The organism is Williamsia sp. MIQD14 (assembly GCF_051025635.1).
Taxonomy (GTDB): domain Bacteria; phylum Actinomycetota; class Actinomycetes; order Mycobacteriales; family Mycobacteriaceae; genus Williamsia_A.
In genome coordinates, this window is the sequence record NZ_JBPFDG010000001.1 from 808,029 (window position 1) to 831,024 (window position 22,996).

Genomic DNA, 22,996 nt, shown 5'->3' on the forward strand with positions numbered 1-22,996 from the left:
GCTCGTCATGACCGATCTGTCCATGCGGCCCACCCATGACCCGCACACCGACCCGGGCCCCGTCACCCTGCACGCCCGCGACGTGGCGTTCGACTTCGAGAAGACACCGCTGCACTGGATCCCCGGACATCCCATGGCGTCCAACGTGATCAGCATGCTCAACCTGCTTCTCCCCGAGGGCGAGCGGTGGTTCGTCGCCACCTACAACGAGGCGCTCCCGCTCGTCGCCGACGAGGAGCTCGCCGCCACCATGCGCGGGTTCATCGGTCAGGAGGCGATGCACGCCGAGGCCCACGACAAGGTGCTGTGGGACTTCCTCGACCGCCACGGCCTCGATCCGCGTCCGTTCCAGCGCCAGATGCAGTGGCTGTTCCGGAAGGTGCTCTCGCCCAAGACCTCGTGGACCCCCGAGGCCCAGCGCAAGGACCTCGTCGAGCGACTGTGGCTGATCGCGGCCATCGAGCACTACACCGCGATCCTGGGTGACTTCGCACTCAACAACACCTGGCGCGCACACGGTTCCGACCCCGCGATGACCGACCTGTTCACCTGGCACGGCGCCGAGGAGGTCGAACACCGCTGTGTGGCCCACGACGTGGCCACCTACTTCGGCGACGGTTACCTGCGCCGAGGGCGCGCGATGTTCATGGCCCTGTTGGGGCTGCTGCTGCTGATCCACCGGGGCAGCCGCTTCATCGCCAAGAGCGACCCGTACCAGAAGTACTCCTACCGCCGGATGTGGACCGAGTACGCCCGCGGCGCCCGCGCCGGTGTGCTGCCGACACTGCGGTCGATCGTGTTCGCGACGTTCAGCTACTTCCGGCCGGCGTTCTATCCCGACCAGATCGGTTCCACCGCACAGGCCGTCGCCTACCTCGCCGCCTCACCGGCGGCCCGCGGCGCGGGACGGTGACCTCCGAGCGCGCGGTGGGTCCACAGAGGTCGGCGGCCCCGGAGCGGGCAGGGCGCATGGAGGTCGGCGACCTCGAGCAGACCCCGGCCCACCTCTACGGCCGCTATCGCCACGATCCGGCGATGAAGGCGGTCGAGATCCTCAGCCGCGCCTACCCGTTCTTCGTGCGGTTCATGCGCGAACCGCACATCCCACCCCCCGACGCCGGCATCACGACGGTGCGGATCACCGAGCGGACGGTCGTCGCCGAGGACGAGAACGTGGTGTCGCTGCGGTTCGAGTCGCTCGACGGCGACGAGCTCACCCCGTGGTATCCGGGCGCGCACCTCGATTTGCTGCTGCCGTCGGGGCGGATGCGGGAGTACTCGCTGTGCGGTGACCCCACCGACCGCACCCACTACCGCATCGCGGTGCGTCGTATCCCGACCGGCGGCGGCGGATCGATCGAGGTCCACGACACCCTGCGGGTCGGCGACACCCTGCGGATCAAGGGACCGCGCAACGCCTTCCCGCTGGCGCTGCCCGGCCGGGGATCCCCCGCGCAGCGGCTGCGCTTCATCGCCGGTGGCATCGGCATCACGCCGATCCTGCCGATGGTCGCCGCCGCCGATCGGCTCGATCTCGACTGGTCGATGATCTACACCGGCCGCAGCGCCGATTCGCTGCCCTTCATCGACCAGCTGCGCAGCCACGGTGATCGCGTCACCATCCGCACCGACGACGACGGCGGCATCCCGACGGCCGACGAGCTCCTCGGGCCGATCGAGCCGAAGACCGCGGTGTACTGCTGTGGGCCGGTCCCGATGCTCGAGGCGATCCGCACGGCGATGCGCGACCTCGACGACACCGAGCTGCACTACGAACGCTTCAGTCCGCCTCCGGTTCTCGACGGACACGCATTCGACGTGACGCTGTCCTCGACCGGGGAACGCGTCCCGGTCTCGGCCACCGAGTCGACGCTGGCCGCGCTGCGGCGCACCCGCCCCGCGGTCCCCTACTCGTGCCAGCAGGGGTTCTGCGGGACCTGTCGGGTGCGCGTCGTCGAGGGCGTCGTCGACCACCGCGACACCCTGCTCACCGAACCCGAGCGCGCGGCGGGCTGGATGCTCAGCTGCGTCTCGCGCAGCGAGGGCGATCTCACGCTGGAGATGTGATCGCCTGGTCGCACCCTCTCGACGTGCTTCACCGAGGCGTCGCGCCGAGCTGACGGCCGGGGCTCGATCTGGACTCGCGGTCAGGGCAACAGGATCGGCGGTAATCCCGGGATGGGGTTGGGGATGCTGCGCCGACGCGGCGGCGGTGGGGCCGCACGGCGCGTCGGTCCGCTCGGCTGTGCCGTCGGGGCCGCGGTGACCGGCGGCGGCGCGGTGTAGCGCAGCAGCGGCGCCTGCGCGGAACGGGTGTCGAGCGGTGGGCGCGAGGTCGGCGCCGGGCTCACCGGCACCGACGAGGTCTGCGCGACCATGCCCTGTGCGGCCGCCGTCTCGGGGCGCGGGCTGTCGCTGTCGCCGCCGAGCCACGACAGCCCGACGATGAGACCACCGACGACCGCGGCACCGATGACCGCGGCCACGCCGATGAACACGCGGCGGTGGTCGACGGGCGCGCCGTCGACCGAGGTGCGCGTCTGGTGCGCGGGCGGTGTGTAGTGCCGCGGGCCGGGTGCATGCATCACGTCGGGATTTTCCCGCACCGGGGCCGGTGTCCGCTCGCCGAGATCGGCCGGCTGGTAGACGTCCTGCTCGCCCGTCGCGCCCGCGAGGGCGTACGGAGACGGATCCGGGAGGAAGGTCCCGGTCGGCAGGCGGGCCCCTGGCAGGAGGCTGTCATGGCCCTGTTCTACCGCATGACCGCGGTGTCCGGACGGCGCGGGTAGGACCTCGATCGGCGGCGGCACGGGCGGCGACGACCGGTCGGGCAGCGACGGCGACGGGGCCACCGGGACCGGGACCGGGGCGGGCGTGGCGGTGACGGGCAGCGGCACCGGCCGGCCCGCGGGCGGCAGCGGATTCGCGACGGGCGGTGCCGGCACGGGCTCGGGGTCCTCGTGGCGCCGGGCGCCGACGGCGGGGGTCGCGGTGTCGGGGCCGGGATCGCGCAGCGCGACGGCGGGGATCGGTGCGAGGTGCGTCAGCGTCGGGAACAGGCCCGGCCACTGCTCGTGCTCGGGCATGAAGACCAGAGCGCCCACCGGCGGCGTGGAGTCGAGAGCCACTGCCTGCCACAGGCTCTGGGCCGCGAGCAGGTGGGGTTGCAGACCCGCGTAGTAGTCGCGGCGGGACACGCGGAACATCGCGACATGGCTCGAGCCCATGGCGAACGCGCCGTCGGTGACCGCCAGCCGCGCGCGGATGTCGGGCATCAGATCGATCAGTTCGGTCGCCCAGTCGAACGACGCCGGGCGCTCGACGCGACCGGTACGGACCAGGTGATCGGCCATCGACAGGTCGAGCATGCGGGGGCACAGTTTCCCGTCACCGCGTTCGACGAGACTCGCTCCGGTCGAGGCGTCGACGACCGCGGTCCGCAGACCGCCCTCGTTGAGTTCGACGAGGACGAACGCGGCGCAGTCGGTGACACCGGCCGCGGCGAGCGTCTGCCTCACCTCGTGCAGCAACGATTCGTCGAGCATGACCGCACCAGAGTGTGGCGCGCTGTGCGCAGTGGACATTTCCCCCCCGAGACGCGACCGCCACCGTCCCCCCGGCGTCGGTCGCGCTCGAGATTATCACTCAGACGCGGGACACCCGGGCGTGCGATGCGCGGTCGTCGAGGGCCACCGCGGTGAAGTCCCTGGTGAGGTCGACACCGCGCATCTGTGCGACGTACTGGGTCGCGAAACCCGGGTACATCGTCGCGTTGAAACCGTCCTCGGTGAGATACCAACTGCTGCATCCCGAGTTCCACGTGGTCTTCGTCAGGCGACGCTGGATGTCGGCGTTGTGCTGGTCCTGGGCCTCGCGGCGCACGTCGAGCACCGCGAGGTTGCGGCGCAGCACCGTGGTGACCGCCATCACGATCGCATCGATCTGCGCCTCCATGTAGACCAGTGCCGAACTGTGTCCGGGGCCCGAATTGGGGCCGAAGGTGAAGTAGAGGTTGGGATACCCCGACACCGCGAAGCTCCGGTAGGCGTAGGCACCGCGCGCGAACTCGTCGCCGAGGACTCGTCCCTCGCGACCCGTGATGGGGATCGGCGACCCCTGCTTGGACACCTCGAACCCGGTCGCGAACACCAGGCAGTCGAACTGGTGCTCCACGCCCTCCACGGTGCGCACGCCACGTTCGCTGATGCGCGCGATGGGCCAGGTGATGAGGCGGCAGTTGTCCTTCTGCAGCGCCGGGTAGTACTTGCTGGTCATCAGCAGACGCTTGCATCCGGCGCGGAAGTCGGGGGTGAGCTGGCGCCGCATCCACGGATCGCTCACCTGCGCACGCATGTTCGCCTTCGACACCGCCTCCACGACCCGGGTGAGCGGCGAGTTCCACACGACACCGAGGGCGACCGACTCGTGGCCCCAGTACCAGGCGGTGCGTGCCGCCGACTGCAGGAGCGGGATGCGCTTGTAGGCCTTGCGGGTTCGGGAGCTGACCGCCGGGTTGAGGCGCGGCAGAACCCATCCGGGGGTCCGCTGGAACACCGACACCTGCGCGGCCCGCTCGACCAGTTCGGGGATGATCTGCACCGCACTGGCACCGGTGCCGATCACGCCGACCTTCTTGCCGGTGAAGTCGTAGTCGTGGTCCCAGTCGGCGCTGTGCATCCGTGTGCCGGTGAACTCGTCGATCCCACGGATGTCGGGGTAACCCGGCGTCGACAGCGGGCCCGACGCGACGACGATCGTGCGCGCGAAGACGGGTTCGGCGCCCTCGATCGCCACCTCCCACACTCCGTTGGGCTCGTCGAACACGACGCCGGTCACGGTGGACCGGTAGCGGATGCGACGGTCCAGATCGTGATCGGCGACCATGCGGTCGATGTAGCGCAGGATCTCCTCGCTGCCCGAATAGGTGTGTGACCACTCAGGGTTCGGCGCGAACGAGAACGAGTACAGCCGCGACGGGATGTCGCACGCCGCGCCGGGGTAGGTGTTGTCGCGCCACGTGCCGCCGGGGCGGGTGTCGCGCTCGATGAGGACGAACTCCTCGACGCCGGCCTGCTGCAGCCGGATGGCGGCACCGATGCCGGCGAAACCCGCACCGATGATGACGGTCTCGTAGACGGGCGCGTCGGCGAGATCGCGGGGACTGGTGGTCGAATCGTCGGCCATGCGGGTCACACTCCTGTGGCGGTGGTCGTGGGTGTCGTGGGTGCCGCGGCCCCGGAGGACGTCGCGGCGGGCAGCAGCCGGTTCAGCAGACCGGCACCGGCGGTGTAGGTCCGGGGCAGGTGGCGTTTGGCGGCCCAGATGGCCTTGGCGTCGAGCTGGGGCACGACGTAGAGCTGTCCGCGGTCGTGGGCGTCGAGGGTGCCGCGGGCGACGCGTTCGGGTGACAACCCGGTCCATCGCATCAGGGTCCCGGCGAGACGACCCGCCTCGGCGGTGATGCGGCCGTCGACGGCGACGTTGGTCTTCACGAACGTCGGGCACAGCACGGTGACCGCGAGGCCGGTGCCACCGAGTTCGGCGGCGATGGTCTCCGACAGCGCCAGCACGCCGGCCTTGCCGACGTTGTAGGCGGCCATGCCGGGGGCGGCGGAGAACGCCGCGGTCGAGGCGACGTTGATCAGTCCGCCGCGGCCGGCACGCCGCAGCTGTGGGACGAACTTCTCCGAGCCGTAGACCATGCCCCAGAGGTTGATCCCGAGCGCCCACTGCCAGTCCTCGAGCCCGATCTCCCCGACGGGCTTCCCACCGATGCCGACGCCGGCGTTGTTGATCATGAGCGAAGTCGGTCCGCCGAGCAGTTCCTCGGCGCGCTCGGCGAGGGCGTCGATGTCGTCGGTACGGGAGACGTCGCAGAACACCGCGTGCGCCGTTCCCGACCCTGCGCGCTCGATCATCTCGACGGTCTCGGCGATGCGGTCGCGGTCGATGTCGGAGCAGACGACCTGTCCGCCGCGGCGGGCGAGTTCGAGGGCGAAGGCGCGGCCGATGCCGCTGCCGGCGCCGGTGACGACCGCTCGGGCCTGGCGTGTGCGGGGAAGGGTCCGTCCCATGTCATGCGCTCCGTCTGTGGGTGGTGGTCGGGTGGTCGCGCCGCAACGCGCCGGCGACGAAGACCGCGGCCGCGGCGACGGCACGGTCGGCCTCGGGGATCAGGCGGTCGAAGGCCTGGAAGACGTGCATCTGACCGGGCCAGATCTGCAGTTCGCATCGGCCACCGGCCGCGGTGACGACCTCGGCGACCTTGCGTGCGTCGGCGCTCAACATCTCGGCGCCACCGGCCTGCACCAGCATCGGCGGGAGCACCGATCCCTTCGCCAGGTCGAGTCGTAGTCGCGGGCCGTCGTGATCGGCGCCGCGCGTGTAGTGGCCGACCAGGCGGGCGGCGGCACCGGCGGAGATCATCGGGTCGCGGCGTACGCGTTCGCGTTCGGCGGCCAAGGCCAGGGTGAGGTCGAACAGCGGCGACATCATCACCACCGCGCCGGGCTGGGGCTCGCTGTCACGGGCGTTGCAGGCGAGCAGGTCGAGGATGAGGTGACCGCCCGCCGAGTCGCCGGCGAGGACGATGTCGCCGGGGTCGTGTCCGGTCGCGAGCAGCCAGCGATAGGCCGCGGCCACGTCGTCGGCCGCGGCCGGGAACAGGTGCTCGGGGGCCAGGCGGTAGTCGACGCTGAACGCCGCGAGTCCGGTCGCCTTCGACAGGCGGGCCACGAGCGCCCGATGGGTGGCGGCCGAACAGATCGCGAACGCCGAGCCGTGGACGTAGAGGATGACCCGGCGGGTGTCGGCGACACGGCGATGACGCACCCACTCGCCGCGGATCGGGGCGCCGTCGGGGGCGCCGGTCCGCACCCGGTCGACCTGCGTGCCGGCGGGCACCCGACCACCGAGCCGCATGGTCGTGGCGACCAGGCGTCGGGTGAAGCGCACGCCCTGCGGAGTGGCGGGGACGCGGTCGGCGAGCGGGGGCAACCACAGGGAGGTCGAGGTGACCAGAGCCCGTGATCGGAGGGAACTTCTCACGCCGACGAGATCACCACAGATGGTTACACTTGTCAATGTCACGTTTGATCATGAGACAAACGCTGATGGCAGTGGCGTACCTGGCGGTATGCTTCTGCGCTGATGACTGAGTATCGGATCGACGACCTGGCGCGCGCCGCCGGGACGACCACGCGCAACGTGCGTGGTTACCAGGACCGGGGGCTGCTACCCCGGCCCGCGAAGCGTGGTCGCATCGCGATCTACACCGACAATCACCTGGCCCGTCTGACCCTCATCAACAACCTTCTCAAGCGCGGCTTCACCGCGCGACACATCGCCGACTTCATCCGTGGGATGCAGCGCGGCGACGGCCTCGCCCAGGTGCTGGGCATCGAGGAGATCCTCGCCGAGCCGTGGGCGAAGACCCCCACCGAGCGCATCTCGGCCGAGGCCCTGGAGTCGATCCTCGGGTCCTCCGACGCCGCCGACTACACCGCGATGGTCGACCTCGGACTCATCGAGCGCGACGGCGACGACTACATCCTGATCGACCGCGACACCGTCTACGGCATGGGCCGACTGATCGAGCTGGGTCTGGCACTGCGCTCGCTCATCACGGTGTTCGGCAAACTCGACCAGAATCTCGACGGCGCAGCGCAGACCCTGATCTCCGCGGCGCGTGACGAGTTCGTGGCCCGGCGCGGCGACGGATGGATCCCTCGGGGCGACGAGGAGTCGGAGTGGGCCGCGGTCCTCGTCACCGAGATGCGAGCCGTGGCCACGAAGACCGCACACAACGCGCTCAACCGTGCGCTCGACCGCACCCTGGCCGAAGAGCTGAAGGACTACCTCGGGAGCTAGTGGGTCAGCGGGTGTGCGGGGCCGGCGCGACGACGCGAGGCGTACCGCCCAGGCCGTGGTACTCCCAGCCCGCGTCCATCCACACCGCCGGATCGAGGCAGCGACGCCCGTCGATGATGATCTTCTTGCGCACCACCGGTTCCAGATCAGCCGGCTTCAGTTCCAGGAACTCCGCCCACTCGGTCAGCACCAGCACCGCATCGGCGAGATGGCACGCCTCACGTGCCGACTCGGTGTAGTCGAGCGTCGGGAACAGCTTGCGCGAGTTCGCCATCGCCTTGGGGTCGTACACGCTGACCGCGGCACCCTTCAGCTGCAACTGACCCGCCACGTTCAGCGCCGGCGAATCTCGCACGTCGTCGCTCTCGGGCTTGAACGCCGCACCCAGGACGGCGATGTTCGACCCCAACAGGCTCCCGCCGCACGCGACGGTCGCCAACTCCACCATCGCCGTGCGGCGACGCATGTTGATCGAGTCGACCTCACGCAGGAACGTCAACGCCTGTGACGCACCGAGTTCACCGGCACGCGCCATGAACGCACGGATGTCCTTCGGCAGACACCCGCCACCGAAACCCAGTCCCGCATTGAGGAATCGGCGCCCGATGCGCTGGTCGTACCCGATCGCGTCGGCCAACGTCGACACATCCGCCCCCGCCGCCTCGCACACCTCACTCATCGCGTTGATGAACGAGATCTTCGTCGCGAGGAACGCGTTCGCCGACACCTTCACCAGCTCGGCGGTCGCCAGATCGGTACGCAGGAAAGGCGTTTCGGCCGCAAGGATCGGCGCGTAGACCTCTTCCACCTTCGCCACCACCGCGTCGGGATCACCGTCGGGATCGAGACCCAGCACGATCCGATCGGGCCGCAGCGTGTCGGCGACCGCGAATCCCTCCCGCAGGAACTCGGGGTTCCAGGCGACGGAGATGTCGGCGTCGGTACCCGACGCCGCGATCCGCTTCAGGATCTCCACCGATGTACCCACCGGCACCGTCGACTTGCCGATCAACAGGTGCGACCCCGTCAACCGCGCCGCGAGCTCGTCGACCACCGAGAACACGTACTTCAGATCGGCGGCGTACTCACCGCGCTTCTGCGGCGTACCCACGCCGAGGAAGTGGACATCGGCGAACGCGGCGGCCTCGTCGAAGTCGGTCGTGAAGTGCAGCCGACCCGACTCCAGACTGCGGGCGAGCACCTCGGGCAACCCCGGCTCGTAGAACGGCACCTCGCCGCGGGCGAGCATCGCGACCTTCTCGGCGTCGACGTCGACACCGAGGACGTCGTGGCCCAGCTCGGCCATACAGGCGGCGTGGGTGGCACCGAGATAGCCGCACCCGAAGACAGTCATCCTCATGAAGGGCGACTGTACAAGGCGAATCTCGTTGGTCGCCAACCCAACAGTGCGGGTGTGGAACGTCCGCGTGAACGCGGTCCGACGCCGGCGTTACCGGCGTGTGTCCTCGGGTCAGGGATTGCGGAAGTTCAAGTACGCCTTCGACGGGGTGGGGCCGCGCTGGCCCTGGTACTTGGATCCGACCGAGGCGCTGCCGTACGGGTTCTCGGCGGGGCTCGACAGCCGGATGAGACACAGCTGGCCGATCTTCATGCCGGGCCACAGGGTGATCGGCAGGTTGGCGACGTTCGACAGCTCCAGCGTGATGTGCCCGGTGAAGCCCGGGTCGATGAACCCGGCCGTCGAGTGCGTGAGCAGGCCGAGGCGGCCCAGCGAGGATTTGCCCTCGAGGCGCCCGGCCAGGTCGTCGGGGAGGGTGCACACCTCGAGGGTGGAACCCAGCACGAACTCGCCGGGGTGCAGCACGAACGGTTCACCTGCTGGCGGCTCGACGAGGCTCGTCAACTCGTCCTGCCGCTGCGCCGGGTCGATGTGGGTGTAGCGCGTGTTGTTGAACACCCGGAACAACCCGTCGAGGCGCACGTCGACGCTCGACGGCTGCACCAGCGCGGGGTCGTAGGGGGCGAGCGCCAACCGGCCGCTGTCCAGCTCGGCACGGATGTCACGGTCGGAGAGCAGCATGGGCACGAGGTTAACGCAGGGGTTCAGGACAGCCAGGGGTCCCCGGTGAGCCGTCCGGCCCCGCGATCACAGACGCGTTCCCACGCCTGCGCGAGGAGTTCGTCGGGGTGGTTCGCGTGGTTGACCCTCGGCGTGCGGGTCGGGTCGATCGCTGCGGGTGGGACCCAGGCGACCCGGCCCCGGTACCGCCCCTCGGTGACCAGCTCGGTTCGCCACTGGTGCGGCTCGTCACCGGCCATCGGGTGGTGGTCGGAGCACGCGGCACCCAGGTTCGTGAGATCGGTGGGTCCCCCGGCCAGCCATTCGCGGAGGTGATGGGCCTGGGTGCGGGTGACGGCGACGCGGCATCCGGGGAACGTACAGCCGCGCGATCGGAGCCAGTCGGCGATGCGCTGGGCCATGGTGGCCAACCGCTTGGTGCGGCCGAGGTAGAGGGGCAGGCCCACCGGGTCGAGGATCGCGAACAGCGTGCTGTTGCGCCGTGCGAGTTCGACGACGTCCTCGACGGGCATCTGCGATCCGGTCGTCGTGTCGGCGATGCCGGCCATCTCGAGCAGCTGGTCGTAGGTCATCGTCGCGACCACCTGCGCGGGTGAACCGTTGTGCGAGCCGAGGGTGCCGGTCGCGATCACACGCGCGAGCATCGCCGAGAGCGCGTCGTGTCGGCGCTGCGGGGCCGAGCGGGTGTCGCGCGCCGCCGCCGCATCGGCGCGGTCACGGTCGGTGTCGGGGTCGGTGCGTGAACCGGACGGGGACTCGAAATCGCCGGGGTTGTTCATCCCGGGCGCGGCCCAGGCGTCGAGGAGGACGTCGAGCATCGCGCGGGTCGCGGGATCGAGTGTGGCGGTGAGTTTCGACATGAGGGCGGCGTCCTGTGCCGACACCGACAGTCCGCGCTGTCGCGCGCGGTCGCCGTCACCGGTCAGCGAGCCGTCGGGATCGAGATGGGCCAGCAGGCGGTCGCCGACGCCGCTCACCTCTCGCGGCGACAGGTCGCGGGCGAGCTCGACCATCGTCGCCTCGGCGGAGGCACGGACGTCGCCGTCGATCGCCGCGGGGATCTTGTCCAGGACGGTGAGCACGGCGTCGGCGGTCGGTTCGGATATCAACCCGTCGTAGACGCCCATCGCCACCTCGAAGTGTGCCGGTTCGAGGATGTCGCCGGTGACCCCGTGGGTGGAGCAGGTCGCCGCGGCGACCCGGACCCGCCGACTCGCCTCGGCCGAGGCCAGATGGAGTTCACCGCTGAGCATCGACGTGATGCGGCGGTACCCCCACTCGGAGTGCGCACCACGCGAGGCGATCTCGGTGATCGTGGTGTGCGAGACCACTCCGAGCTTGCGACCGATCCGCTCGACCGCCTGCAAGGCCGCGCGGAGTTCGGTGGAATCGGCAGTGGACATCGACCGGGCCTGCAGCTCGTCGACGGTCTCCTCGAGCGCGAACAGCATGTCCGACAACGCGATCGGCTCGACCGGCCATGCGATCACCGACATGTCTTCACCCCCGTCCGCATCTCCGACCGCTCCCCCGAGCGACTGATACCACTGTACAGTCGGGGTCCGACAAACCCCGGAATCCGTTGCACGCCCTGTGCACAACGAGGTTCGATCCGGCGGCGCACCGAGAGGCGAAGGCATGAATCTCACATCCGGGCGACGCATCGACGGCGACATCGTCGAACGGGACATGGATCTCGACGGGATCCCCGGCGTGCTGTGGACACCCGTATCCGGATCGCACCCCGCCCCACTCATACTGCTCGGTCACCCGGGCGGAGTGGCCTCGATGTATCCGCGCCTCGTCGCGCGCGCGAGGCAGGCCGCTGCAATCGGTTGTGCTGCAGCCACGATCGAGCTTCCGGGATCTGGCGACAGGGCTCGGGTGGGTGCGCTCGACCGTGCCCGGACGGAGCTGCGGGAGACGCTCGCGGCGGGACGCGTGGTGGATGCGGCGATCATCGACCGCCTCATCCTGCCTCTGGTCGACACAGCCGTACCCGAGTGGCAGGCCACCATGGACGCGCTCCTCGCCCTGCCCGGGTTGGGCGGTCCGGTCGCCTGGTCGGGAGGTGTTGTCGCGATGGGCGTGCGACTGGCTGCGGTCGACCCGCGCATCGTCGCCGCGGGCCTGTTCGCCGGGAGCTTCATCCCCTTGACGGCATTCGCCGACGCCCGGCAGGTGCACATCCCGGTGCACGTGTTGCTGCAGTGGGACGACGAGGGCAACGACCGTCAGGCGGCCCTCGACCTGTTCGACGCCTTTGCGTCCGAACAGAAGACTCTCCACGCGAGCACGGGCGGACACACCGGTGTCCCGGCTCATGCCGCGGAGGATGCCACCCGGTTCTTCGCCCGTCATCTCACGGCCGGCGGCCACTCGATCGCGTGACGACCCCGGAGTTCAGCGATCGGCGGCCCAGGCGAGCACTCTGTCGACCGGCCAGGTGGTCACGATGCGGTCGGCCGGGATCCCGTGCTGCTCCGCACGTTCGCATCCCAGGGACTTGAAATCGAGTTGTCCCGGCGCGTGGGCGTCGGAGTCGATGGCGAACAGGCACCCGAGGTCGCGGGCGATCTCGAGGAGGTCGTCGGGCGGGTCGACGCGTTCAGGCCGGGAGTTGATCTCCACCGCGGTGCCGGTCAGCGCGCAGGCCTCGAACACCACGTGCGGGTCGAAGCGCGATTGTGGGCGCTCACCACGGCCGCCGGTGACCAACCGCCCGGTGCAGTGCCCGAGGACGTTGACGCGCGGGTTGCTCACAGCGGTCAGCATGCGTCGGGTCATCGGACCCCGATCCATCTTGAGGTTCGAATGGACGGACGCGGTGACGATCTCGAGGCGCTCGAGCATGTCGTCGGTCTGATCGAGCGCACCGTCGTCGAGGATGTCGACCTCGATACCGGTGAGCAGTCGGAAGTCGTCGTCGCGGGCGGCGTTGATGTCGGCGACCACCTCCATCTGGTGGGTCAGCCGTTCCGCAGAGAGCCCGTTGGCGACCCGCAGACGTGGTGAATGGTCGGTCAGCGCCAGCCATTCCTGGCCGAGTGCGACTGCGGCATCGACCATCTCGTCGATCGACGCTCCACCGTCACTCCAGTTCGAGTGGGCGTGGAGATCGCCGCGCAGTGCCTCGTAGAGCTCGGCACCACCGGAGGCGAGAGGCGCGGCCTCCGCTTGCAGGGTGTGCAGTCGGGCCGGCACCTTGCCGCGGATCGCCTCGTTGATCACGGTGGCGGTGGACGTGCCGATCCCGCTGATCTCGCCGATCGCGTGGCGCTCCACCCGCGCGCGGGTCTCGTCGATCCCCAGCTGCGCCACGATCCCGGCCGCCTTGCGGAACGCCTCCACGCGGTAGGTGCTCGCACGCGCACGTTCCATGTGGAACGCGACCCGCAACAGTGCGTCGTACGGGGTCATGGGGGCGGTCAGGTCGGAGACGAGCCTCATGCGTCCAGTCTCCCACCGCCGTCAGACGTGGCGGGGCTTCGCTACCCCCACACCCCGCAGTGGTGCAGGGCGTCGAACCCGGTGCGCATCGACGATCCCGAGGTGTCGATGGAGAGGAAGCGACCATCGGGCGTCCACGCGGGCAGTCCGGGACCGTTCGGCTGCCCGCTGCGCGCGAACGTCGTCCACTGCGACTTCATCTGCCGCGCCAACGCCGCCGATGCGCCGGTCCACGGGATGGGTACCCCACCGAGGCGGGAGAACAGGAACGGGATCTCGGCGGCGTGGAACGCCCCCGACAGCACGGGATTCGACCGCCCGAGCGGAGCCGCGGTGAAGCGGTACTGCCACACCGTCGCGCCACCCGCGCGGGCCGCGGCGGTGGTCGCCGAGGCGGCGCAGGCGAACAGGGAGTCGGTGTAGACCGCGGCCAGCGCGTCGGCCGGACTGCGATACCGCGACAGCGGGTACGCCGCGAGCACCGCGTCGGCACGATCGGGGTAGACCGTGCGCACGGTGGAGCGGAAACTCTCGGGCGTCGGGATGCGACCGTTGGCGTACTCGAACAGCACCACGAACAACCGGCCCTCGTCGGCGTTGCTGCCGATGATCAACGGGGTGTCGGCCGCGGCACCGTCGCGCAGCGCCTCGTCGGGTGTCTTCGTCAGCACGACGTCGTCGATGAACGGCGTCCACGTGGCGAGCGGCGAGTCGAACTTCGTCGTCGGCGAGTCGAGGAGCTTGTCGATGGGCAGCCTCCGCAGGCACGCGAGGCGGGTGCGTGGGTCACCGCATCCCATGCTCGCCGCGTACTTCTCGGAACGCTCGTAGCCGATCTCCTTGCGCGGCGGCACCAGTGGGCTGCGCACGCACGGACCGCTCTCGATGATGGCCTTCTGGAACAGTCCACGTGACCCGGGGGCCGAGATCTGGGTGCACACGCTCATCGCGCCCGCCGACTCACCGAAGAGGGTGACATCGTGCGGGTCGCCGCCGAAGCGGCCGATGTTGTCGCGTACCCAACGCAACGCGAACTGCTGGTCCTGCGTGCCGTATGTGCCGGTTGCGCCGCCGGATTCGGCCGCGAGCTCGGGCAGGGCCATGAAACCGAACGGGCCGAGACGGTAGTTGGGGACCGCGATGATGACGTTTCCGGTGCGGGCCATCTCGGCGGGTGAGTCGTACTGTGCGTTCGAACCCAGCACGTAGGCGCCGCCGTAGAGGTACACCATCACCGGGAGTCGGCGCGTCGCAGCCGAATCGGGGACGTAGAGGTCGACGCTGAGGCAGTTCTCGCTGTCGGTGAAGGGCGACAACGCCGGCGGGATGCCACCCGGCAACGACTGCGGACATTGCGCGCTGTGCGTGGTGGCGCGCTTGACCCCGCGCCACGGTGCGGCGGGTTGCGGGGCGGCGAAGCGCGCGGCCTGCGCGAACGGCACGCCGAGGTACTGGGTGATCCCGTCGACGCGGGCGCCGCTCACCGCGCCGCCGGCCACCGACACCACCGGCGTGCGCGCCGACGCCACGGGCGCGACCAGGAACGAACAGATGACCGCGGCCACCAGGGCCAAGCACAACCGAGTACGCACACTGCCTCCATCGCCGACGAGTGCGTCCATGAAGCCACGGGTCACCCACCCGACGGAATGGTTTTGTCCTAAAACCACCACGGGTCACAGATCGGCGGCCGTCGCTTGTCACATCGCACAGCCGGTCCCGACCTGGGGCCTGAGCAGCGCGATCGCCGACGTACACCCCGGGCTTTGCTAGGCTTTCACGGCGCGGTCACCGCGCACGCCGATGTAGTTCAATGGCAGAACATCAGCTTCCCAAGCTGAATACGCGGGTTCGATTCCCGTCATCGGCTCCACAAAACCCACGGCGTCCGCCTGCCGTAGCGCCCGCGGTTCGCTCGGAGTCCGGCACAAGCACCACCATGAGATAGCGCAGCCGCCCCGCGCACACTTCACGAGAAGGTGCGAATCATTCCGGTTTGGGGATCAAAGACTGGCGGGACATCCAGATCCGACGCTCGCCGAGAAGCGTCTTTCGACGTCGAGGTCGGGGCCACATCGGGAGGCAATGTGCGCCACCGCGCGCGTGGATCCTCGTCATCGGTTCTGCTCGCCGAGTCGGACAATGACCCACTCCTCTTGTTTCTGCGTTGACGACGACGCTACGCCGATCACCGCCCTGGCCATACCGCTTCAGTGCCGCCATTAGGAGCAATCACGCGGCCTCCGGCCACTCCACGCCTCGGTGCGGATGCGTCGTTCATCAGCGATGCAAGTGCCACCAGCTGTTCGCGCACACCGCCGCAATGGCCAGCAGTGCGAACGCACCGAGGACAGCAACGACGATCCCGGTGTCGCTCGGGTCGTGACAACGGATCAGAACCGCCGTTCCCGCGAAACGACTGAGATCGGGCGTGAGGCACCGGTCATGTTCGCGGACCGCCGCAACCCGGAGCGCGACACCCGCTGCGACGAGCACGACACCCGCGATCGCTCCGAGAACGCACGCCACTCGACTGTTCTTCGTCACAGCTCGAAGCCTTCCCTCTCGTCGCTTGTCTCAGCGGAACGCGCACGCCGCTCTGACCGCCGCTTTCGCTGCTTATGCGTGAATTCCGATTTTAGGTACTACCGCGTACTAACGGTGCTACCTTCCGCTCGCCCCCCAGGTCAGAGCGAAAGGTCCCCCTCCCCATGTCTGCCATCCTCCGTAGCCGTAGGACACTCATCCCCCTCGCCGCCGCCGCTGCCACCGGCGCGATCCTCCTGCCCGCTGCGATTCCCGCATCGGCCGCCAACGGATTTGCCACACAGGTGGTTTCCGAATCACAGGCGCTCGTCGGATCGGCGACGAACACCGTCGTCACGTCCGCGGCGAGCATCCTGGCGCAGACTCCCGCCCTGCTGAAGACCCTTCCGCTCAACGACACCGCGAGCATCCTCGCCGCACCGCAGTCCTCTACGCCCCTGGTCGACGTGCTCAACGGCTCGACCAGCGCCGCTCCCCTGTCTCGCGCGCTGCTCGGCCCGGCCCTCGCCGCCGCATCCGATCCGACGGCTGACGCCATCGCCGCGCTGCAGTCCATCTTCGGCAAGCTCGGCGACGCGTTCGCCGCCGCCCCGAACGACATCACCATGGCAGCCGGCCAGCTTCTCGGCGGCGACCTGCGCACAGCACTGCAGACACTCAGCAACATCATCGTCAAGCCCCTCGTCCTGATCGGACTCGTCGACCTGCCCCCGCTCTCCGCGGCCCTCTCGCAGCTGAACCCCTTCTTCGCGCCGGTGTTCAACGCGTTCCCCAACATCGCCATCAACATCGTGGTGACCGCGCTGCAGCTGTTCACCAATGCACGCGAGGGCGTCGCGACCATCTACGAGGGAGTCCGCGACGGCCTCAAGGCCGGCGACCTCGGCGCTGCGGGCGCCGCGATCACGACCGGGTTCTCGAACATCCTGGCGCAGGGCAACATCGACCTGTTCGGCGAGAACGGCTTCCTCTCGGCCCTCCGGCAGTCGGGCGACGACTTCCTGAACGCGATCAACCAGCTCGGGAAGCCGGCCCCCACCACCGACACACTCCGCGCCTCGACCAACGCCGCCGTCGCGCCGTCGACCGAGAGCACGACCCCGGCGTCGGCTGCGACTGCGACAACAGCCGGGACCGAGACGGCGACCGCCACCGGTTCCACGTCCGGCTCGTCGAAGGCCGCCGACACCACGTCGACGGCTACCGAGAACGCCACCACACCCGAGCCGACGACGCCGGCCGCGTCGACGCCCGAGACCTCCACGCCGGCGGCACCCGCGTCCGGAACGGTCTCCTCCGGGAACACCTCGACCGCAAGCACGACCGGCTCGACTCCTGTTGCGACCCACTCGGGTACGGCGACCACGTCCGGGACCTCCACGTCCGGCACGGCCGCCACCGGTACCACCGCGACCGGGTCCACCGCCGCGACGGCGACCTCATCCGAGTCAGCGGCCCCCGCCGCGTCGAAGGCAGGAGCTGCTGCGCCGTCTGCATCTGCGTCGGAGTGACATCACTACGTCCGGTCTGACACGTCCGGGCATCAGACCGCGGCGTCGTCCGCCTGCGTGGGTGTGGTCCCCACGTCCGGCGGGCGGCGCCGCGGTCGTTTGTGACCGGTGACCAAGACATGGCGAGACCTGCTGTACGTCAGCACGAACCGGTGCGGGTTCCTCCATGACAGGCCACACACCGACCGTGAGCCTGTCTTATAGTCAGCGCGCAAACTGCAGACCGCTGACAACGTGAGGGACCACCCCATCGTGACCGACGATCGACTCCTGCTCCGACGAGCACGCACCGCATGCCTGGCCCTCGTGACGGCGACGGTGGTCGCGACCGGTGCGGCGGGCATCGCGCATGCGGCCCCGGCACCCACCCCGGCCACCTCGTCGGTGGACGACTCCTTCTACACCCCGCCGAGCCCGCTGCCCGCGGGCAAGCCCGGCGACATCATCCGGTCGGAGAACCTGCCGACCGCGATCACGATCCCGAGTCCCCAGGGATCGGTGCCCGCCAAGGCCACTCGCATCATGTACCTCAGCGTCGACGCGAACGGCGACCCGATCGCCGTCACCGGCTACTACCTGCAGCCGGTCAGCGAATGGAAGGGACCCGGCCCGCGGCCGGTCGTCGCCTACGCCGGCGGCCTGCACGGCCAGGGCGATCAGTGCGCCGCCTCGAAGCTGCTGCAGGAGGGCGTCACCTTCTCCTTCCCCGGCGGGCCGATGGCCGAGATCGAGCAGATCGTCACCCTCAACCTCGTGCGGTCCGGCTACGGCGTCGTCTCGAGTGACTACATGGGCGGCGGGACACCGGGCACCCACACCTTCGGCAACCGGGTCGATCAGGCACACGCCGTCATCGACGTCGCCCGTGCCGCACTGCATCTGCCCGAGGTGTCCCCCGAGGCGAAGGTCGCCTTCGCCGGTTACTCGCAGGGTGGTGGCGCCACCGCTGCCGCAGCCGAACTCGTCGGCTCGTACGCCCCGGAGCTGCCTCTCGTCGGCATCTACACCGGCGGCGTCCCGTCGGACCTCCTGCGCGAGATGAACTACCTCGACGGCAACCGGCTCGGGGGCGTCATCGGCTACGCACTCAACGGAGCGAGCTACCGCTACCCCGAGTTCAAGGAGCGGGTGAACACCGTCCTCAACGCCTACGGGAAGCAGACCATGGCGCAGCTCTCGGGCGAGTGCATCGTGCTGACCTCGGCACGAGGCAAGCCCAGCAGCCGCGACTGGACCGTCTCCCACAAGTCGTTCGGACAGCTCGTCACCGAGGACCCCATCCTCAGCAAGTACGTTCACATGCAGGACATCGGGAACCTGAAACCCACAGTGCCGGTGCTGCTCACGGGAAATCCGGACGACCCGACCGTACCGATCGTCCAGGAACGCGAGCTGTACTCGAAGTGGTGTGCGCTGGGCGCGACGTCGCTGCAGTACGAGGAGATCCCGTTCCCGGTGCGGCTGATCGGTGCGTCCGGCTTCGGCCACGTGGCCGGCGGCATCAGTGGGTTCGGGCGCGCGGCGTCGTGGCTGGCGGACCGCTTCGCGGGCAAGCCCGCAGTCACCGGCTGCTCTCGGGGCTGACGCACGAACGCCACCTTCCCACCACCCGACACCCTCCGAGCCACTCGAAAGCCAGTCGCGATCCTTAATCGACGTGATCACTGGTTCGGCGCGAGAAGGCCGCGCGCACAAGCTTTCCCCCGTTCGGCGGTGTCGGCCCCACCCATCGCGATGTCTTGCTACATTTCCGCCGAGATCGGACACGGGGTCCGGTCATCGCAGTCGGGAGCGCGCGTGGCGTCGTCAGTGTCAGGAAGCAAGAACCGTCGGTCGAAGGGACGCCACCGCGTCCGCACGCAGTCGACCGCGGTGACCGCCGCGGCGTCGGCCGCCATGGTGGCCGGGCTCGTGTCCGGAGGCGGTACCACCGCCGCGGCCGCGCCCTACCAGTTGCTTCCGCAGGACTGCGTGGCGGGCAGCAACGAGGTGAAGTCCAACGTCGACTGCTCCGGATCGACTGCGCCCGTCATCGGCACGCTCGTCGAGCAGCTGATCCCCTCCCAGGTCGCGCAGGTTCTCGACACCCTCGGTATCGGGGTCGACAGCAAAGCCGTCGTCGTGGGCGGCAACGGGACCGCGTCGATCAAGGGCAGTGGTTTCACGATCGCTGCGAACACGCTCTCGGGCGGCCTGCTGTTCCCGACTGGTGGTGCCGCGAAGGCCACCGCGGTGGATCCGTTCAGCGGCGCCGTCGCCGTCAGCACGGGCAGCGGAAACGCCACGTCCACCGGCATTCTCGGGGTCGCGATCACCGCGGCGAGCTCGGGTCAGACCGCTGACGCCTTCGCCCTCGGCGGTCTTGCGAGCGCGATCAACGTAAGTGTCCCGCTGCTCTCGCCGGTCACCAATGTCAGCTGCCTCGCGGTGTTCGGCCAGGCGAGCGCGAGCGGTGTCGGCAGCTGCACCAGCGTCCTGTTCATCTTCACGCAGCGCAACGCCGCCGGTTCACCCATCACCTACTTCTCGATCGCCGACCCGACGTCGTTCACCCTCGGCGACGGCGTCATCCCGATCCCGCGTTTCACCCGCGACCTCATCCGCATCGGCGTCGGTGGCCCGAACGGCATCACCGTCGAGAGCGGCCTCGCACCGCAACTCGGCAGCGGGACGCTCACCCCGTCACTGCCCGGACTACCGGGCTTCCCCGGGATTACCGGGATTCCGGGACTGTTCGGGCCGACGAGCCGCACGATCGTGCCCGCGACCATGGCCCTCGGCAAGACCACCATCACGAACCTGCGAACCGCGAAAACGTCTGTGGAGCAGTCCGGTTCATCGGTCGAGTCGCAGACAGATGGACCCTCCACCGACGACACCACCGCGCCGACCGACACCGGTCAGGTCACCCCGACACCGGTCGCCCCCGCGCCGGTCCCGCCCACGCCGATCACCCCCGCGCCCGAGACCGGCACCATCGCCACCCCGGGCACGACCCAGTCGACCACGGGCAGCCACCGCAAGCCCGACACCGACACCTCGACCGGCTTCACCGTCACCCCGCCGAGCACCACCGGCACGACGACGGCACCGAGCCCCTCTGCTGCACCGGGTTCGGGCACCACCGGCGCCAGCTCGACCACCGCTGACCCGGCGCCAGAGGCTCCCGCCTGATCAGCCGACGCCGGTGAAGGTGCGACGGTAGGCCGACGGAGACATCCCGATCCCCCGTCGGAGGTGGTGACGGAGGTTGTCGCCGCTGCCGAGGCCCGCCAGCGTCGCGACGGCGTCGATCGAGAGGTCGCGGCGCTCCAACAGCTCACGGGCACGGTCGATCCGACGCTTGCGAACCCAGGTGCCGGGTGCGTCGCCGGTCTCCTCGCGGAAGCGTCGGTTGAAGGTGCGGGTGCTCATCTGGGCATGCGCGGCGAGCTGGGTCACGGTCAGCGGTTCGGTGAGGTTCTCCAGGGCCCACGCGCGCGTCGCGGCGGTACCCTGATCACCGGGATCGGGCATCGGCGCCGAGATGAACTGCGCCTGACCACCTTCGCGCCACGGCGGGACCACGCAGTAGCGCGCGACATCGTTCGCGACGGTGCTGCCGTGGTCCGTCCGGATGATGTGCAGACACAGATCGATGCCCGCGGCGAGGCCGGCCGAACTCAGCACCCGACCGTCGTCGACGAACAGCACGGCCTCGTCCAGGTCGACCTCGGGGTAGATCGCGCGGAAGTCGTCGGCCGCACGCCAATGCGTGGTGGCCCGGCTGCCCGCGAACAACCCGGCTGCGGCCAGCACGAACGCGCCGGTGCAGATCGACACCATCCGCGCGGTCGGCGGGACGAGCGACAGGGCCGCGGCGAGTTTCGGGGACAGGACGCCGTCGCGGCGTACCGAGGGGTAGCGCGTCCCCGGCACCACCACGGTGTCGGCGGTCGCGAGCAGCTCCGGACCCCCTGACGGCACGAGGCCGTATCCGGTGGTGGTCGCCACGGGAAGGTCGTCGAGTCCGCAGGTCACCACGTCGTAGAGCGGATCCCCGGCGGCGTCGACCGCCTGGCCGAACAGCGTCGAAGGGATCGTCGCGTCGAACCCGACCGCGGGGGCGAGCAGCAGGACCACCACGCGGTGCGGTGTCGGTACGTGCGAAGTCGCGGTCATGGCACGATCTTCACACATTGTGGCATTGCTGCCAATGGCGTGAGCGACGGTCGTGGCGCATATTTGTGCGATGACGTCCCCGTCCCCCCGGTCGATCGCACCCGAGCGACCCCGCCTGCACCGCGCGTGGATCGTCGCCGCCGTCAGCTTCGTCGCCATCCTGGGCGCCGCCGGGTTCCGCGCGGTCCCCAGCGTGATGATGGACCCGCTCCACATGGAGTTCGGCTGGTCGCACGCCACCGTGGGCGCCGCGATGTCGGTGAACATGATGCTGTTCGGTCTCACGGCACCGTTCTCGGCGGCGCTGATGGACCGATTCGGTGTGCGCCCCGTCCTCGCCGCCGCGCTCGCGCTGATCGCGACGGGCACCGGTGTCGGCACGCTCATGACGGCGAGCTGGCAGATGCTGCTGCTGTGGGGCGTGCTGGTCGGCCTCGGCACCGGATCGATCTCGATGGGCTTCGTCGCGACGGTGTCGACACGGTGGTTCGTCGAGAAGCGCGGCCTGGTCACCGGCATCCTCACCGCCGCCAGTGCCACCGGCCAGCTGATCTTCCTGCCGGTGGTCGCCGCGGCGACCGACCGCTTCGGGTGGCGCTGGGCGTCGTTGATCGTCACCGCCGCGGCGCTCGCCGTCGTCCCCCTGGTGCTGGTCTTCATCCGCGACCGTCCCGGCGACGTCGGGTTGCGCCCGCTCGGGGCGACGGCCGACGACGTCCCCGCACCGCTCGCGGCCGGGAGCTTCTCCGCGGCGTTCGGCGGTCTGCTGCGCGGCGCCCGGGTCCCGGTGTTCTGGCTCCTCGCAGGCAGTTTCGCGATCTGCGGTATGACGACCAACGGCCTGATCGGCACGCACTTCATCCCCGCCGCCCACGATCACGGCATGCCCACCACCGTCGCGGCCGGCCTGCTCGCCACCATCGGCGTCTTCGACGTCGCGGGCACCATCTTCTCGGGCTGGCTCACCGACCGCGTCCGACCGCAGGTTCTGCTCGTCGTCTACTACGTGGGCCGCGGGGTGTCGCTGATGCTGCTGCCCTCACTGTTGTCGCCACACGCCGAGCCGAGCACGTGGGTCTTCATCATCTTCTACGGTCTCGATTGGGTCGCGACGGTGCCGCCGACCATCGCGATCTGCCGGGCGTACTTCGGCGACGCGACGCCCGTGGTGTTCGGCTGGATCTTCGCCGCACACCAGATCGGCGCTGCCGTCGCGGCTTTCGGGGCAGGCGCGATCCGCGACGCCCACGGCGACTACGACCCCGCGTTCTGGGTGGCCGCCGGGTTGTGCGTGGTGGCCGCGGCCCTGTGCCTCGCGATCCGCATGCCGAGCGACGACCCGACCGTCCGCGACGACGACGAGGAACCAGGTCCTCCGAAAGCTATGTATCGCTCTACGTTGTCACGTTAGGGTGAC

At 69.7% G+C, this 22,996-nt stretch carries 18 protein-coding genes and 1 tRNA gene; 9 read left to right on the forward strand and 10 right to left on the reverse strand.

The annotated features are described in order from the left end of the window. Nucleotides 1–7 precede the first annotated feature (7 nt). Together ACQ7HM_RS03460 and ACQ7HM_RS03465 are read left to right on the forward strand one after the other, a co-directional pair. Complete coding sequence (locus tag ACQ7HM_RS03460) at nucleotides 8–913, forward strand: metal-dependent hydrolase (protein ID WP_434214830.1); 906 nt, start codon at nucleotides 8–10, stop codon at nucleotides 911–913. A 56-nt stretch (nucleotides 914–969) separates the two neighbouring features. Beyond that, complete coding sequence (locus tag ACQ7HM_RS03465; protein WP_434214831.1) at nucleotides 970–2,067, forward strand: PDR/VanB family oxidoreductase; 1,098 nt, start codon at nucleotides 970–972, stop codon at nucleotides 2,065–2,067. An 80-nt stretch (nucleotides 2,068–2,147) separates the two neighbouring features. Here ACQ7HM_RS03465 and ACQ7HM_RS03470 read toward each other — a convergent pair whose 3' ends face one another. The 4 genes from ACQ7HM_RS03470 to ACQ7HM_RS03485 all read right to left on the reverse strand — a co-directional run bounded on the left by ACQ7HM_RS03470 (nucleotide 2,148) and on the right by ACQ7HM_RS03485 (nucleotide 7,047). Next, a complete protein-coding gene (locus tag ACQ7HM_RS03470) occupies nucleotides 2,148–3,545 on the reverse strand; it encodes a hypothetical protein (RefSeq protein WP_434214832.1) in 1,398 nt (465 codons plus the stop codon). Nucleotides 3,546–3,645: 100 nt separating this feature from the next. Then, nucleotides 3,646–5,184: a flavin-containing monooxygenase gene (locus ACQ7HM_RS03475; protein ID WP_434214833.1), complete on the reverse strand. Its 1,539-nt coding sequence runs from the start codon at nucleotides 5,182–5,184 to the stop codon at nucleotides 3,646–3,648. A gap of 5 nt (nucleotides 5,185–5,189) precedes the next feature. Beyond that, on the reverse strand, nucleotides 5,190–6,074 hold the full coding sequence (locus ACQ7HM_RS03480) for an SDR family NAD(P)-dependent oxidoreductase (protein WP_434214834.1): 885 nt from the start codon (nucleotides 6,072–6,074) through the stop codon (nucleotides 5,190–5,192). Nucleotide 6,075: 1 nt separating this feature from the next. Then, nucleotides 6,076–7,047: an alpha/beta hydrolase fold domain-containing protein gene (locus tag ACQ7HM_RS03485; protein ID WP_434214835.1), complete on the reverse strand. Its 972-nt coding sequence runs from the start codon at nucleotides 7,045–7,047 to the stop codon at nucleotides 6,076–6,078. A 102-nt stretch (nucleotides 7,048–7,149) separates the two neighbouring features. On the opposite strand from ACQ7HM_RS03485, the gene ACQ7HM_RS03490 reads away from it, so the two are divergent. Further along, nucleotides 7,150–7,869 carry a MerR family transcriptional regulator gene (locus ACQ7HM_RS03490; RefSeq protein ID WP_434214836.1) on the forward strand — a complete coding sequence of 240 codons (720 nt, stop codon included), beginning with the start codon at nucleotides 7,150–7,152 and terminating at the stop codon, nucleotides 7,867–7,869. 4 nt (nucleotides 7,870–7,873) lie between these two features. Here ACQ7HM_RS03490 and ACQ7HM_RS03495 read toward each other — a convergent pair whose 3' ends face one another. The 3 genes from ACQ7HM_RS03495 to ACQ7HM_RS03505 all read right to left on the reverse strand — a co-directional run bounded on the left by ACQ7HM_RS03495 (nucleotide 7,874) and on the right by ACQ7HM_RS03505 (nucleotide 11,406). After that, complete coding sequence (locus ACQ7HM_RS03495; RefSeq protein WP_434214837.1) at nucleotides 7,874–9,229, reverse strand: UDP-glucose dehydrogenase family protein; 1,356 nt, start codon at nucleotides 9,227–9,229, stop codon at nucleotides 7,874–7,876. A gap of 111 nt (nucleotides 9,230–9,340) precedes the next feature. Continuing rightward, nucleotides 9,341–9,910: a dCTP deaminase gene (gene dcd / locus ACQ7HM_RS03500; protein ID WP_434214838.1), complete on the reverse strand. Its 570-nt coding sequence runs from the start codon at nucleotides 9,908–9,910 to the stop codon at nucleotides 9,341–9,343. A gap of 23 nt (nucleotides 9,911–9,933) precedes the next feature. Continuing rightward, nucleotides 9,934–11,406: a DUF222 domain-containing protein gene (locus ACQ7HM_RS03505; protein ID WP_434214839.1), complete on the reverse strand. Its 1,473-nt coding sequence runs from the start codon at nucleotides 11,404–11,406 to the stop codon at nucleotides 9,934–9,936. Between the two features lie 142 nt (nucleotides 11,407–11,548). Between ACQ7HM_RS03505 and ACQ7HM_RS03510 the strand changes: the two genes are divergently transcribed. Next, entirely contained in the window at nucleotides 11,549–12,301 is a 753-nt protein-coding gene (locus ACQ7HM_RS03510) for an alpha/beta hydrolase (RefSeq protein ID WP_434214840.1), read from the forward strand. Between the two features lie 12 nt (nucleotides 12,302–12,313). On the opposite strand, the gene ACQ7HM_RS03515 is transcribed toward ACQ7HM_RS03510, so the two are convergent. Both ACQ7HM_RS03515 and ACQ7HM_RS03520 read right to left on the reverse strand, forming a co-directional pair. After that, the gene (locus tag ACQ7HM_RS03515; protein ID WP_434214841.1) at nucleotides 12,314–13,360 is read right to left on the reverse strand and encodes a PHP domain-containing protein; all 1,047 of its coding nucleotides are present in this window, start codon (nucleotides 13,358–13,360) and stop codon (nucleotides 12,314–12,316) included. A 41-nt stretch (nucleotides 13,361–13,401) separates the two neighbouring features. Then, nucleotides 13,402–14,952 carry a carboxylesterase/lipase family protein gene (locus ACQ7HM_RS03520; protein ID WP_434214842.1) on the reverse strand — a complete coding sequence of 517 codons (1,551 nt, stop codon included), beginning with the start codon at nucleotides 14,950–14,952 and terminating at the stop codon, nucleotides 13,402–13,404. 207 nt (nucleotides 14,953–15,159) lie between these two features. Between ACQ7HM_RS03520 and ACQ7HM_RS03525 the strand changes: the two genes are divergently transcribed. The 4 genes from ACQ7HM_RS03525 to ACQ7HM_RS03540 all read left to right on the forward strand — a co-directional run bounded on the left by ACQ7HM_RS03525 (nucleotide 15,160) and on the right by ACQ7HM_RS03540 (nucleotide 20,592). Continuing rightward, nucleotides 15,160–15,233: transfer RNA gene (locus ACQ7HM_RS03525), tRNA-Gly, on the forward strand. An 838-nt stretch (nucleotides 15,234–16,071) separates the two neighbouring features. Next, nucleotides 16,072–17,418, forward strand: coding sequence for a hypothetical protein (locus ACQ7HM_RS03530; RefSeq protein ID WP_434214843.1), 1,347 nt, complete (start codon nucleotides 16,072–16,074; stop codon nucleotides 17,416–17,418). 252 nt (nucleotides 17,419–17,670) lie between these two features. Next, entirely contained in the window at nucleotides 17,671–19,002 is a 1,332-nt protein-coding gene (locus ACQ7HM_RS03535; RefSeq protein ID WP_434214844.1) for a lipase family protein, read from the forward strand. Nucleotides 19,003–19,215: 213 nt separating this feature from the next. After that, nucleotides 19,216–20,592, forward strand: a complete 1,377-nt coding sequence (locus ACQ7HM_RS03540; protein ID WP_434214845.1) for a hypothetical protein — start codon at nucleotides 19,216–19,218, stop codon at nucleotides 20,590–20,592. Here ACQ7HM_RS03540 and ACQ7HM_RS03545 read toward each other — a convergent pair whose 3' ends face one another. After that, nucleotides 20,593–21,579 (reverse strand): GlxA family transcriptional regulator, encoded by a 987-nt coding sequence (locus ACQ7HM_RS03545; RefSeq protein ID WP_434214846.1) that lies wholly within the window; start codon nucleotides 21,577–21,579, stop codon nucleotides 20,593–20,595. A 70-nt stretch (nucleotides 21,580–21,649) separates the two neighbouring features. Between ACQ7HM_RS03545 and ACQ7HM_RS03550 the strand changes: the two genes are divergently transcribed. Further along, the gene (locus ACQ7HM_RS03550; RefSeq protein WP_434214847.1) at nucleotides 21,650–22,990 is read left to right on the forward strand and encodes an MFS transporter; all 1,341 of its coding nucleotides are present in this window, start codon (nucleotides 21,650–21,652) and stop codon (nucleotides 22,988–22,990) included. The last annotated feature ends 6 nt before the right edge of the window (nucleotides 22,991–22,996 follow it).

What these genes read in the sequence shown, in the direction of transcription:
- ACQ7HM_RS03475 (WP_434214833.1), bottom strand. Translation starts at nt 5,184, where the DNA reads ATGGCCGACGATTCGACCACCAGTCCCCGCGATCTCGCCGACGCGCCC.
- ACQ7HM_RS03550 (WP_434214847.1), top strand. Translation starts at nt 21,650, where the DNA reads ATGACGTCCCCGTCCCCCCGGTCGATCGCACCCGAGCGACCCCGCCTG.
- ACQ7HM_RS03465 (WP_434214831.1), top strand. Translation starts at nt 970, where the DNA reads ATGGAGGTCGGCGACCTCGAGCAGACCCCGGCCCACCTCTACGGCCGC.
- ACQ7HM_RS03545 (WP_434214846.1), bottom strand. Translation starts at nt 21,579, where the DNA reads ATGACCGCGACTTCGCACGTACCGACACCGCACCGCGTGGTGGTCCTG.
- ACQ7HM_RS03530 (WP_434214843.1), top strand. Translation starts at nt 16,072, where the DNA reads ATGTCTGCCATCCTCCGTAGCCGTAGGACACTCATCCCCCTCGCCGCC.
- ACQ7HM_RS03495 (WP_434214837.1), bottom strand. Translation starts at nt 9,229, where the DNA reads ATGAGGATGACTGTCTTCGGGTGCGGCTATCTCGGTGCCACCCACGCC.
- ACQ7HM_RS03490 (WP_434214836.1), top strand. Translation starts at nt 7,150, where the DNA reads ATGACTGAGTATCGGATCGACGACCTGGCGCGCGCCGCCGGGACGACC.
- ACQ7HM_RS03505 (WP_434214839.1), bottom strand. Translation starts at nt 11,406, where the DNA reads ATGTCGGTGATCGCATGGCCGGTCGAGCCGATCGCGTTGTCGGACATG.
- ACQ7HM_RS03515 (WP_434214841.1), bottom strand. Translation starts at nt 13,360, where the DNA reads ATGAGGCTCGTCTCCGACCTGACCGCCCCCATGACCCCGTACGACGCA.
- ACQ7HM_RS03510 (WP_434214840.1), top strand. Translation starts at nt 11,549, where the DNA reads ATGAATCTCACATCCGGGCGACGCATCGACGGCGACATCGTCGAACGG.
- ACQ7HM_RS03460 (WP_434214830.1), top strand. Translation starts at nt 8, where the DNA reads ATGACCGATCTGTCCATGCGGCCCACCCATGACCCGCACACCGACCCG.
- ACQ7HM_RS03480 (WP_434214834.1), bottom strand. Translation starts at nt 6,074, where the DNA reads ATGGGACGGACCCTTCCCCGCACACGCCAGGCCCGAGCGGTCGTCACC.
- dcd (WP_434214838.1), bottom strand. Translation starts at nt 9,910, where the DNA reads ATGCTGCTCTCCGACCGTGACATCCGTGCCGAGCTGGACAGCGGCCGG.
- ACQ7HM_RS03470 (WP_434214832.1), bottom strand. Translation starts at nt 3,545, where the DNA reads ATGCTCGACGAATCGTTGCTGCACGAGGTGAGGCAGACGCTCGCCGCG.